Origin of the sequence: Leptolyngbya sp. PL-A3 (assembly GCF_039962325.1) — a bacterium.
Classification (GTDB): Bacteria; Cyanobacteriota; Cyanobacteriia; order Elainellales; family Elainellaceae; genus Vacuolonema.
Genome location: NZ_JAMPLB010000064.1, coordinates 24,163 through 36,122, shown reverse-complemented (window position 1 = coordinate 36,122; position 11,960 = coordinate 24,163). Strand labels below are relative to the sequence as shown.

General features: G+C 53.2%; 9 protein-coding genes. 4 read left to right on the top strand and 5 right to left on the bottom strand.

Going from position 1 to position 11,960, the window contains the following annotated elements:
- Positions 1 to 370: 370 nt before the first annotated feature.
- Entirely contained in the window at positions 371 to 709 is a 339-nt protein-coding gene (locus tag NDI52_RS28435; protein WP_190775541.1) for a nucleoside hydrolase, read from the bottom strand.
- A 128-nt stretch (positions 710 to 837) separates the two neighbouring features.
- Between NDI52_RS28435 and NDI52_RS28430 the strand changes: the two genes are divergently transcribed.
- Both NDI52_RS28430 and NDI52_RS28425 read left to right on the top strand, forming a co-directional pair.
- Entirely contained in the window at positions 838 to 2,937 is a 2,100-nt protein-coding gene (locus NDI52_RS28430) for a M3 family metallopeptidase (protein ID WP_190775542.1), read from the top strand.
- Positions 2,938 to 3,156: 219 nt separating this feature from the next.
- Positions 3,157 to 3,828 (top strand): response regulator transcription factor, encoded by a 672-nt coding sequence (locus NDI52_RS28425; RefSeq protein ID WP_190775543.1) that lies wholly within the window; start codon positions 3,157 to 3,159, stop codon positions 3,826 to 3,828.
- A 247-nt stretch (positions 3,829 to 4,075) separates the two neighbouring features.
- Here NDI52_RS28425 and NDI52_RS28420 read toward each other — a convergent pair whose 3' ends face one another.
- Both NDI52_RS28420 and NDI52_RS28415 read right to left on the bottom strand, forming a co-directional pair.
- On the bottom strand, positions 4,076 to 5,476 hold the full coding sequence (locus NDI52_RS28420; RefSeq protein ID WP_190775544.1) for a HAMP domain-containing sensor histidine kinase: 1,401 nt from the start codon (positions 5,474 to 5,476) through the stop codon (positions 4,076 to 4,078).
- A 191-nt stretch (positions 5,477 to 5,667) separates the two neighbouring features.
- Positions 5,668 to 5,868, bottom strand: coding sequence for a hypothetical protein (locus NDI52_RS28415; protein WP_190775545.1), 201 nt, complete (start codon positions 5,866 to 5,868; stop codon positions 5,668 to 5,670).
- A gap of 139 nt (positions 5,869 to 6,007) precedes the next feature.
- Between NDI52_RS28415 and NDI52_RS28410 the strand changes: the two genes are divergently transcribed.
- Together NDI52_RS28410 and NDI52_RS28405 are read left to right on the top strand one after the other, a co-directional pair.
- Complete coding sequence (locus NDI52_RS28410) at positions 6,008 to 6,658, top strand: GNAT family N-acetyltransferase (protein WP_199308003.1); 651 nt, start codon at positions 6,008 to 6,010, stop codon at positions 6,656 to 6,658.
- A 122-nt stretch (positions 6,659 to 6,780) separates the two neighbouring features.
- Complete coding sequence (locus tag NDI52_RS28405; RefSeq protein ID WP_190775546.1) at positions 6,781 to 6,978, top strand: hypothetical protein; 198 nt, start codon at positions 6,781 to 6,783, stop codon at positions 6,976 to 6,978.
- Between the two features lie 54 nt (positions 6,979 to 7,032).
- On the opposite strand, the gene NDI52_RS28400 is transcribed toward NDI52_RS28405, so the two are convergent.
- Together NDI52_RS28400 and NDI52_RS28395 are read right to left on the bottom strand one after the other, a co-directional pair.
- Complete coding sequence (locus tag NDI52_RS28400; protein ID WP_190775558.1) at positions 7,033 to 10,272, bottom strand: efflux RND transporter permease subunit; 3,240 nt, start codon at positions 10,270 to 10,272, stop codon at positions 7,033 to 7,035.
- Between the two features lie 235 nt (positions 10,273 to 10,507).
- Positions 10,508 to 11,881 carry an efflux RND transporter periplasmic adaptor subunit gene (locus NDI52_RS28395; protein ID WP_242035934.1) on the bottom strand — a complete coding sequence of 458 codons (1,374 nt, stop codon included), beginning with the start codon at positions 11,879 to 11,881 and terminating at the stop codon, positions 10,508 to 10,510.
- Positions 11,882 to 11,960: the final 79 nt, after the last annotated feature.

The following is an 11,960-nucleotide window of genomic DNA, read 5'->3' as shown; positions in this document are numbered from 1 at the left end:
AAAAAGAAAGTTCCAAAACCCGAACGGCAAAAAGACAAACCTCATGTCTCCACTGCTCGATTGCTGAGTGAATCGAAATCTAAAAAAGATAAAAAAGCACCTTGAAAGGGCTGGTACGAGAGATGAATGTGGGGCAATGCCCCACATTCATCTCTCGTACCTCATCCGATCGGAGAATGCCAGCAATTCTCAGTATGGGCCTCAAAGCCAGGAGTTCACGCCCTACGGGCGTGAACTCCTGGCTTTGAGGCCCGAAAACTGCGCGCCTTTGGCGCGCAGTTTTCGGGCCTGATTTCAAAATGAGAATTGCTGGGAGAATGCTAAGGCCAACGGCTCCAGAGGGTTAAATGCTAATGATAAGCATTTAACTTTACTTGTTATCAATCAGAAAATTTACCCCGTGTTGGGGTTGCGGGGCAGAATGGGTTCGGGTAGGGTAACTCCCGGCCAAGTTTCCAGAACCATAGACGTCTTCGGCAGTGGCAAGGGCGCGCACCGTCGGGTAGGGACGTCCAGCAAACACACTCATGTCGAGACGTGGAGCTAAGTTATAGCTTTGGCGAGCCGTGGGCTGGATAGGCATCGCCGCATTTCTGGCAGTGGTTGTAATACCCAGTACATCGAGTTCTGAAGAAGCCAGGGCAAGGAGGAGGGCGATCGCACCATCCACACCTGGATTGCAGTCGATCATAATGGGAAAGAAGGCCATGATAGGAAACCTGTAGAGGACGGCAAAACACCCCCTTGTCGTGGGGGAATGGCCCTGATTTTGCGATCTGCTGCCGATGTTTGGGAGCCCCCAGCATCTGTGTTCACCTTAGTAATTCGGATTCCTGTATGACTGCAACGATTCCATCTACTGAAAATCCGCTATTGATTGGTCACGGATTGCCGCCATTTGACGAGATTCGTCCAGAATACGTCGTCCCGGCTATGACGCAATTGCTGGCGGAGCTACACGACTCCCTGACGGAGTTGGAGCAAACCCTGGAGCCGACCTGGAGTGGTCTGGTAGAGCCGTTGCAACGGTTGGGCGATCGCCTCGGCTGGACGTGGGGCATTGTTAATCACTTAATGGGGGTGAGAAATAGCCCCGAACTCCGTCAGGCGCACGAAGAAGTGCAACCGGAAGTAGTCAAGTTCTACATCCGGCTGGGCCAAAGTGAAGCGATTTACAAGGGCTATGTGGCTCTGCGGGATAGCGATACCTGGAGCCAGTTAGACGAGGCCCAACACCGCATCATCGAGGCCGCCATTCGGGATGCAGAGCTATCGGGTGTAGCGCTCCAAGGAGAAGAGAAGGAGCGCTTTAACACCATGCAGTTGGAGCTGGCTGACCTCTCCACCAAGTTTTCCAATAATGTGCTGGATGCCACTAAAGCCTTCAGCCTCACCTTGACCCAACCCGAAGAAGTGGAAGGGTTACCGGCCAGCCTTCTGGCACAAGCCGCCCAGGGCGCTCGTGTTGCTGGAGCCGACGACGCTACTCCCGAACATGGCCCCTGGCGCTTTACGCTGGATATGCCCAGCTTCTTACCCTTCATGCAACACAGCCGTCGCCGTGACCTGCGGGAGAAAATGTATCGTGCCCATGTGACCCGCGCGGCATCGGGGGAGTACGACAATCAGCCGTTGATTGAGCGCATTCTCACCCTACGGAAAGAAATGGCGGGGCTGTTGGGTTATGACAGCTATGCGGAATTGAGCCTCGCCAGCAAGATGGCCCCCAATGTGGAAGCCGTGGAAGGTTTACTTAATTCTCTGCGATCGGCCAGCTACGACGCAGCGAAGGAAGACCTGGAAGCGCTGAAGACCTTTGCGAAAGAGCAAGGTGCGCCCGAAGGAGACGACCTGCAACTGTGGGATATTACCTTCTGGGCTGAGCGGCTGCGGGAGACCAAGTATGACCTGAACACCGAGGAACTGCGCCCCTACTTCCCGCTGGAGCAAGTGTTGGATGGACTGTTCTCCCTGGCCAAGCGGCTGTTTGGGATCACCATTACTTCGGCGGATGGGGAAGCGCCGGTGTGGCATCCCGATGTGCGCTATTTCCAGGTAGCCGATGAGAATGGGACGGCGATCGCCTACTTCTTCCTCGACCCCTACAGCCGCCCCGCCGAGAAGCGGGGGGGAGCCTGGATGGATACCTGCATCAACCGCGCTGTTCTCACCGAAAACGGTGTGCGTCAGGTGCGTCTACCGGTGGCCTACCTTACCTGTAACCAGACGCCTCCAGTGGATGATAAGCCCAGTCTTATGACCTTTGAGGAAGTCACCACGCTGTTCCATGAGTTCGGTCATGGTCTGCAACATATGCTGACCCGTGTGGATTATGGCCTTGCAGCAGGGATCAACAACGTGGAATGGGATGCAGTGGAGTTGCCCAGCCAGTTTATGGAAAACTGGTGCTACGATCGCCCCACTCTTTTCAACATGGCTCGCCACTATGAAACCGGCGAACCGTTGCCTGATGCAGATTATCAGAAGCTTTTGGCAGCCCGTAACTTTATGAGTGGGAGTGGGATGTTACGTCAGTTGCATTTCAGCCTGACGGATATTGAACTGCACCACCGTTATCAGCCAGGTGGCTCGGAGACGGCCAATGATGTCCGTCTGCGTCTTGCTAAGACGACGACGGTGATTCCGCCGTTACCGGAAGATCGCTTCCTGTGTGCCTTCGGCCACATTTTTGCGGGTGGGTATGCAGCGGGATACTACAGCTACAAGTGGGCTGAGGTTCTCAGTGCAGATGCGTTTGCCGCTTTTGAGGAAGCTGGATTGGAGGATGAAGGGGCGATCGCCCAGACGGGTCGTCGATTCCGCGATACGGTTCTTGCTCTAGGTGGCAGTAAGCATCCCATGGAAGTGTTCCAAGCATTCCGGGGACGTGAGCCAGATACGAAGCCCTTGCTGCGGCATAGTGGGCTGGCGGCTTAAAGCGGTTGAATTTTGGTGTGTTTGACGCACCAAAACTTAACTTTATACATGCCAAAGGGCAGTGCAGTGCATCGCCCTTTGGTATATCAAGGGCATGGTCTAAAGCTCCCTTGAAAGGTTGTTTTTCGTGCGCTTAGGGCGCGAAAAACAACCTTTAAAACAGACCCTGGCTAACGAGACAAAGGCTATAGTTGCTATGCTCCCTTGATTGCGATCGCCATGCAGACTTCACCCAATGCCCTAATCAAACTTCTGTTGGTAGATGATGATCCGATGATGCGAATTGGGCTCAAGCATTCGTTGATGACGCAATCTCAACTGGAGATTGCAGGAGTCGTAGAAGATGGATATTTAGGGGTTAAAGCCGCGACGGAATTACAGCCAGATGTCGTTGTGATGGATGTGGGAATGCCCCATATGGATGGGATCGCGGCGACTCAGCAGATTAAGCAAAAGCATCCTGAGATGAAGGTGATCATGCTCACCTCCCATACCGATCAGACAGAAGTAGTTGCGGCGTTGTCGAGCGGGGCCGATGGATACTGTGTAAAGGGGACAAGTGTAGAACAGTTGGTGAAGGCGATCGAGGTGGTTTACGAAGGGGCAACCTATTTAGATGCACAAGTTGCCCAATCGGTCATTACCCAACTTAAAACGCCAACCCCTGCGACTAAAAAGGCTCCATCTACAGCGGCTGGAACTTTATCGGAACGGGAGTTGGAAGTACTGCAATTGATTGTCGAGGGCTACAGCAACCCTGACATTGCCAAGGCGTTGTACTTGAGTGAGCACACAGTTAAAACCTATGTACGGGGTATTCTGAATAAGTTGTTGGTGAATGATCGAGTGCAAGCTGCCGTTACAGCGTTGCGATCGGGTTTGGTGGGCTAAATACTAAATACAGCGCTTTGCACTTGAATTAGCCACAGTTGTTTTTGTGAGAGCCGCGCTTCTCACGGCTCTCACAAAAACAACCAGATTTTAAACGCTTGAAAAGCGCTGTAAGTTAATTAACGTCAGTTCGGGATAAGCCGAACCGCCCATTATTGCGTACGCGACGCACACGCAATAATGGGCTTTTTCGAGTGCCGCGCTTCGCGCGGCACTCGAAAAAGCCCTTAACCCGAACTGAGGTTAATTACACATCCAGGGGGAGGGTAAACCAGAATGTTGAGCCCACTTCTGGAATACTTTGTACACCGATTTCGCCACGATGGGCAGTGATAATCTGACGGCAGGTGTAAAGCCCTAAGCCCAAGCTGAGCGATTGCCGCTTGTTAGGGCCACGGGTGTAGAGTTCAAATAGGTGGGCACACTGTTGTGGGGTCATCCCAGCCCCGTCATCACTCACCGTGCACCGAAGCCATCGAGAGGATGCCGATACTTTTTTGTGTAGATTGCCAGCAATCACTTCCGCATCCAGGGTTATGCGTAAGCCCGGACGATTGTATTTCAATGCATTGGTGATGAGATTTTCATACACCCGTCGAAGGTGAAGTGCATCAGCATGAACCGTGGGAAGGTTCACGGAAAGATTCGATGTGATACTGGTTTTTTCTTGCTTAAAAAAGGGTTGAAAGTCACAGAGGATGGAATCAACAAGAGCCTCTAGCTGGATTGGTTGAGGATGCAACGTAACCCCATGTAGCTCCGTTACGTGGGCTTCGAGCAGGGAGTTGATGAGTTCGAGTTGGCGATCGCCACTCTTAATCATCTGCTCCAACAAATCCTGTGGAATTTGGGCTGGCCGTCCAGATGGATTGAGGAAGCTTTTGAGGGTCATTCCCATCCCAATCACGGGATTACGCAGATCATGGGAAACGGCATGGAGAAATACTCGCAATTGCTGGCGCAAGTCATGTTCCCGCCGGATCGATTGTTCATGCAAGAAAACTCCTACATTAGCAACCACACACATCAATCCAATATAAAGACCACCCAGAACATAGGTTGCAGAGAACAAAACATCCGGATCACGCCATCCCATTAGAAACGGAATGACCGAGTATCCAATAACTATGGCCTGCGACAGGCAATGTAATTCCCACTTGACGGGGATAACGATCGCCTGAGCCGCATAATAAAGCAGCCAAATGTCAGCATCAAACTGCGCCTCACCTCGCACAATTGAAAGCACCTGGGAGGGAAACAGCGATAATGCTGTAATGAGCAACACGACTTTCTCGGGCTGCTTGCGAGTTAGTGGGTGATAGGTCAACGCGACCCCAATAACCCCACAGACAATTTCGGTGAGAGCAAGCTCAACAATACGCCTCAGCCGCTCCCCAACAATCAGCATCCTGGGGTCTCCCGCTGCATTCAGCATGGGAATTGTGAACGTCATATTCAACGTAAAGCTGATACTAACGGCGAACAGCACCATCCAGGCTAGTAACCGCACGCGATCGCCGATAAAGCTACGCCGCCACACCAAAAATTCCGATGCCACCCGGCCTGACATTTGCTGGCGATGCTGAAAGGATTCCTGCCAGTGCAGCCACGTGGTTCTGAATGTATTGGGAAAGGGGAGGCTTCTCATGCAATCGCCTTCTAGAGGACTTGAATCATGTAGCAATGGAATTGATAGCCGTATTCTGTATTGTTCTTTCCGAAGGGTTAGCGACCGGAACCACCCCAAAAGATTACGGTAGAGGAAACTTGTAATTCCCCCTACCGTCGGGTGAATTCTGGTGCTTGATCGAAACAGGACGTTGCACGAAGGGTTCCTGATTAGTAAGATTGTTCGCGCAATTTCCACAGCAGTTTTTGAGCACTCCAGGCTTGATCTAGCAGAGCCATAGCCGCTTCACCGGAGTATCCACCGGATGCGGTCATTTGCAGAGCACCATGCACAAAAGCTGTGAGATGTAGCTCAGCCATTGCTTCTGCGGAAATACAAACCGTGGGTTTTGCCAACGTTGATGGATGCATTGTGGTATCTCCACTCAAACATTTGTGATGCTCCTAGATTCTCTGGTTTAGAGGTTTTGAACTTCATGCGATCGCCCCAATCCGGTTATCGCTTGATTCACCCGATTGGGTGACCCATGAGACTAGACGACTCGGTGATGTGGAATCTCAAAATCAACCCCTACACTCAGCAGTAGAAACCTTCACGAGGGGGTACGACCAGATGCTATTTCTCATGATGCGAGGCAACCTCATGGTTACACCGCAACCCAACCTAAAAACCGATCGCTTGCTGCTCCGGCCTTTTACCCTGGCTGATGCGCCCCTCGTGCAACGATTTATGGAGGATGGGGCGATCGCCCACACCGCCCGCAGTATCCCCTATCCTTACGAAGACGGCATGGCCGAGCAGTGGATCGCAACCCATGCTCCAGATTATGAGGCGGGTGTGGCTGTGGTTTATGCGATCGCTCTACAAAACCACACGCTCATTGGAGCCGTGGGCCTCACCCTCAGTCCCGCAGATGCCTGCGCTGAGCTGGGTTACTGGGTTGGTCAACCTTACTGGGGTCAAGGCTACGCCACGGAGGCCACTCAGAGACTCATCCAGTTTGGGTTTGAAAGTTTGATGCTGAACCGCATTTATGCAACTTGTTTGGCCCGCAATTCTGCCTCTGCTCGGGTTTTGCAGAAGAGCGGTATGACCTATGAAGGATGCCTGAAGCAGCACGTTTGCCATCGGGGAAAACTGGAAGACCTGGAGCAATACGCTTTGCTAAAGCAGAACTATGACATTCGATCACTTGTATGAATTGTTGCGTGATGTTGTTACACAACAATTCACACCCTCAAAAACGATTGATACAAGAATTCGGCAACACATTTCAACTATGGTGTGAACCCTGTAGCCCAATTTTCGGAAGGAGTTCTAGAATGATGCATACTTCACTATTACGCTTCATTCGTTTACTGGGCGATACAAGCCTGATTGTGATCACAGTTGTTGCTATGATGCTCACCCATAACAAGAGCGAGATAAAGCGCCTCACAACCGTTCAATACACAGACGGCTCTGCGGATGTACAGTTAATTCCACCCAGAATCATGCAACGGAGCAACACGACACCCTAAAAAACTTGTGTGGTGTGCAAAGTACACCACACAAGTGCGTCCGTTCTAACGCTGTCACTTTCGGGTTGAGAGCGGCTCCTCAGTGCGAGGGCGATCGCCCACCTCTCCCCCATCACCATCCTGATCCTGCGCCCGACGCCGCACTGCATCGTGGAGAAACCGCTCAAAAATACGATCCTTCAGTCGCTCAATGTAAGTGAAGATCACCGGAACAATCACCAGGGTCAGCAGGGTTGAGGTAGTGAGACCGCCAATTACCGCGATCGCCATTGGGCTCCGAACTTCAGAGCCAGCCCCAAGGCCCATGGCAATGGGTAGCATCCCCGCAATCATGGCGATCGTGGTCATCAAGATCGGCCGTAGGCGGGCAACACCTGCGTCCAGTACAGCTTGGAACAGGGGTTTACCTTCCTTCTGGTTGAGAATTGCATAGTCCACCAGCAGAATCGAGTTTTTGGTCACAAGTCCCATCAGCAGCACAATCCCAATGAGGGCGTATAACCCGATTTCCTTCCCAGTTAGAAGCAATCCGACAAATGCGCCCCCTAGCGAAAAGGGCAGGGCCACCATGATAGTGAGTGGATGCAAAAAGTCATTGAAAAGTAGCACCAGCACAGCAAAGATAAAGACAACCGCCGCCGCCAATGCTGCTCCGACATTGCCAAATAGCTCGCGCATGATTTTGGCATTCCCTGCCCGTTCCTGTTGCACGGAGGCCGGTTTGTTTTGTAGGGCTGGAAGGGCGTTGACCTGTTGTAGAGCATTCCCTAACGCGATGCCTTGAAGGTTTGCTTCTACGGTAATTTGGCGCGATCGGTTGTAGCGATCGATTTGTGAGGGATCACTACCAAAGCTAATATCTGCAACAGTTTGAAGCGGAATGAGCGTGTCATCCTGCTTACGTACCTGCAAATTCTCAATAGTGCCAAGGTCGTTGCGATAACGTGGATCAATTTGAACGCGAATAGGAATTTGGCGATCGGGCAAGTTGAACTTCGCGAGACTTGCCTCGGTTCCTCCCAGGGTTGCCAGATACGCCGTACCAGCAATCTCTTGCACCGTTACCCCTTGGTCGGCAGCCCGTACGGGATCAGGACGAATGAGCAATTCCGGTTTTACCAGACTGGCCGTTGACACAACTTCCACTAAACCCGGAACCTGGCGCATTTCCTTTTCCAGAGCGTTAGCCGTTTGGGTCAGAGCATTGGGGTCTTCGCTCTTAAGAACGACAGACAGTTCTCGCGAGCCACCCGGCCCGCCTCGAGAAAAGCTCAACCGCACACCCGGAATTTGGCTAAACTGTGGCCGAAATTCATTCTCAAACTCGGGTTGAGATTCCCGTTCCCCCTTGGGTTTTAGCTTCACATAGAGAGTCGCTGAGTTGACCTGCTCATCCGTCTGCACCTGGCTGACATTGGGGTTTTCTAGAAGTAAGCGGGTGAGTTGTTGAGTAGCGCGATCGGTGTCTTCCAATGTTGAACCTGGCGGTAGCTCCATCGAGATAGTCGCCAATCCCAGATCCTCTCGACCAAATAGCCCAACCGGGATGGATGGCAGCAGCAGTAAACTCGCAATGAAGAAGCCGAGGGCGATCGCCAATGCCGTAACCCGATGCCGCAATGACCAGCGCAGTAGCGGATGGTAGAACTCCACCAGGCGATCGCGCCGTTGCCGTTCAGGCCGGGTCGATGTTCCACCATGGGGAACTTCGTTAGGCGTAAGTGGATTGGGAGGGGAAGGGGGGCGATCGCCCCTTTGCAGGCTGGCTTCTCGTTGTCTCTGCTTTCTAGTAGGGCTCTTGTGTCTATGGTCTTTCAGGAGGTAAGCGGCCATTAACGGAGTGACCATTCGGGCTACCAGCAGCGAGAAGAGCACTGATGCTGCAACGGTCACACCAAAGGGACGGAAGTATTGCCCGACCACACCCGTCATAAAGGCAACAGGGCCGAACACCGCGACGATCGACATTGTAGTGGCAACAACGGCCAGGCCGATCTCATCTGAAGCATCCAGCGCAGCACGAAAGGGAGATTTCCCCATTTGCATGTGTCGCTCAATGTTTTCGATCTCGACGATCGCATCATCCACCAAAATACCAACCACCAGCGCCAGCGCCAGCAGGGTCATGTTATTGAGGGTGTAACCAAACGCTTTGAGGATGGCGAATGTGGGAATGAGGGACAGAGGCAAAGCCACCGCTGTAATCAACGTCGCCCGCCAATCCCGCAGGAAGACCCAAATAGTAACAACCGCCAATACGGCCCCTAATACCACCGCTTCCACAGACGCAGCGTAGGATTCTCGGATGTATTGCGCCTGAACGTTGTTAATCAGTTCTAATTTGATATCCGATGGCAGGGTTTGTTGAAGGGTGGCGATCGCCTCCCTAACCCCTTCTTCAACCGCAACCAGGATGCTGCCATTACTCCGCAGCACCGAGAAAGCAACCACAGGTTGATTGTTAAGCCTCGCCGTTTGCCGCACTTCCGCCGTCCCACTGGTCACGGTGCCCAGGCTAGATAACGAGACAAAACCCCCTTGCGGCAGGGAAACTTGATACTGACTTAACGCTTCTACAGTCGGAGCACTGCCCAGGGTGCGAATGGTCTGCTCACTGTCACCAATCGTAGTGCGCCCACCCGGCAGGTTGGTGTTAAACGCCCGAACTTGCTCATTCACCTGGGTTGCGGTGATACTGAGGGCTTCCAGGCGAGCCGGGTTTAAGTCAATGCGAATTTCCTGATCAACTCCGCCAATGCGATTGACCTGGGCTACCCCCGATACTGCCAGCAATGCTCGGCTAATCTCCTCGTCCACAAGCGTACTCAGCTCGGTCACCGAGCGCTGGGGTGAGACTACCGCGTAGGTGACAACAGGGCCGCCTGTGGCAAAATCAACCCGTTCTACCACAGGCTCGTTGATGTCTTCGGGCAAATCCTGGCGAATCTGGGAGATAGCGTTGCGTACGTCATTGGTAGCGCGATCGCTATCCGTCCCCAACACAAAATTTACCGTCGTGGTCGAAAGCCCATCATTCACGGTGGAAACAATTTCGTCAATGTTGCCCAGGCTGGCGACAGCATCTTCTACAGGCTTCGTGACTTGCGATTCCAACTCCGATGGGTCCGCACCGGGCTGTGCGACGCTAACGGTTACTGCGGGAACGTCAACGTTGGGGTTTTGGTCAATGCCGAGAAATGGATAGGCAACTAAACCGGCAACGGTTAAAACCAGAAACAGGACGATGGTTGGAACGGGACTACGAATGGACCAGGCGGAGATGTTAAAGGACATGGGAAAGGGAGGGGGAGGATAAGTAGTGAGAAATGAGGGCGATCGCTCCTGGGGGACTTTGAGCGTCACAACGTAACCCAAGCGTCTTGACCAACCCGCCCTTGAAATCGGTAACGATGATGGCGAGGGCAGGTTTCGTTGTCAGGTTAACGGTGCAAGCCAGAGCGAGCGGTTCAGTCTGCTCTTGCGGGTATGAATGGCGATCGCAGGATGAACGCCGTATCCTTTCAAGGCGTTAGATCGCTCCTGGTACAATCTGGACGCGATCGCCATCACGCACATATCCGGCCCCTTCAACGACAACGCGATCGCCGATTTCTAGCCCTTTGCGAATCTCTACTCGGGTCTGGTTGGGATCCTCGCTGACTGTCCGTACACCCACATCAACCTGAGTAGCCCGAACGGTGTTATCGTCCTGAAGCACGTAGACGATTGAATTCCCATCGTTTTGCGGCAGAACGGCATCGGCAGGAATTGTCATAGCTTGCGCCGTTTGTACCGTTACAGCAGCGCGTAAGAACAGCCCCGGTCGCAGGAGTGGGCTCTCAGGCAGGCTGATCCGTACGGTGGCCTGGCGGGTTTGGGGATCTACGAGCGGGTCGATTTCGCGAACCTCGCCCTGGAGGTTAACCCGGCGATCGCTATCTGATGTAACTCGCACAGACTCTCCCACTCGCACCTGAGGCAACTCCGTTTCAGGCACTTTAGCTTCCAACTGTAAATTGCCATTCTGAATAATCGTGAACAGTTGGTTGCTGGCAGAGGTGACATTCCCTACCTTGGCAAGGCTCTCGGCAATCACTCCAGCCGCAGGAGCACGCACAACGGTTTGGGAGAGTTGCGTTTGCAGCTGTTGAACCTGGGCCTGCCTGCTCTGCACCTCTGCCTGAGCGCTATTGACTGCGGCTTGAGCCGCACCGACCGTTTCTCGCGCGGTCGTTGCAGCCGTAGTACGGGACTCTAGCTCCTGCTGGCTGATGGCCCCCTGATTAAACAGTTGTTGATAGCGTCGCTGGTTACTTTCGGCCTCTGCCAGGGTGGCCTGTTGCTGAGCCAGGGCAGCCTGCTGTTGCTGAACCGTTGCCTGGGCAGAAGCGACCTCGGCGTTAGCCTGGCGCAACTGAGCCTGCAAAACTGAATTGTTCAGCTCAGCCAACACCTGACCAGACTGCACCGTTTGACCTTCGCTCACTAACACCCGTTGTACTTGCAAGCCCGTTACTTCGGGCAACACGGGTAATAAATCTGTTGCCGCCACAGTACCCGTTACGTTTAACGTGCGAGTCACTGGGGTTATCGCGACCGCCGTAGCCGTTACACTCTGGCCGGGAGCAGCGACCGTGGGTCTGGTGGCAATGGGCTCTGATCTTCGTGATGCGATCGCACCCCAGCCGGTCATTAGAGCCACCCCAATTCCGAGCCCAATCAGGGTATATTTCCATCGCGCCTGTCTGCGAATGCGATCGCTTTCGGGCTCCTCAAATGGATCAAAGTCCAGGTCACGCGATCGCTCTAATTCAGATACCCCTCTTCTGGTGTAAGGGGTAGAGGGGTAATCTATCCTTTCTCGCCCGTCCGGGTCTGACATCTCATCCCTTGGGGATTTCATACGTTTTTGGCTCCTGCGTCCATCAATGTCTTACGTGAATCGTGCGACTCCAGCCACCATCTAAAGAGTCAGCACAACG

Excerpts from the sequence above, each read along its gene's own strand:
- NDI52_RS28415 (WP_190775545.1), bottom strand. The coding sequence starts at position 5,868 with ATGCATCCATCAACGTTGGCAAAACCCACGGTTTGTATTTCCGCAGAA.
- NDI52_RS28425 (WP_190775543.1), top strand. The coding sequence starts at position 3,157 with ATGCAGACTTCACCCAATGCCCTAATCAAACTTCTGTTGGTAGATGAT.
- NDI52_RS28400 (WP_190775558.1), bottom strand. The coding sequence starts at position 10,272 with ATGTCCTTTAACATCTCCGCCTGGTCCATTCGTAGTCCCGTTCCAACC.
- NDI52_RS28420 (WP_190775544.1), bottom strand. The coding sequence starts at position 5,476 with ATGAGAAGCCTCCCCTTTCCCAATACATTCAGAACCACGTGGCTGCAC.
- NDI52_RS28435 (WP_190775541.1), bottom strand. The coding sequence starts at position 709 with ATGGCCTTCTTTCCCATTATGATCGACTGCAATCCAGGTGTGGATGGT.
- NDI52_RS28405 (WP_190775546.1), top strand. The coding sequence starts at position 6,781 with ATGATGCATACTTCACTATTACGCTTCATTCGTTTACTGGGCGATACA.
- NDI52_RS28430 (WP_190775542.1), top strand. The coding sequence starts at position 838 with ATGACTGCAACGATTCCATCTACTGAAAATCCGCTATTGATTGGTCAC.
- NDI52_RS28395 (WP_242035934.1), bottom strand. The coding sequence starts at position 11,881 with ATGAAATCCCCAAGGGATGAGATGTCAGACCCGGACGGGCGAGAAAGG.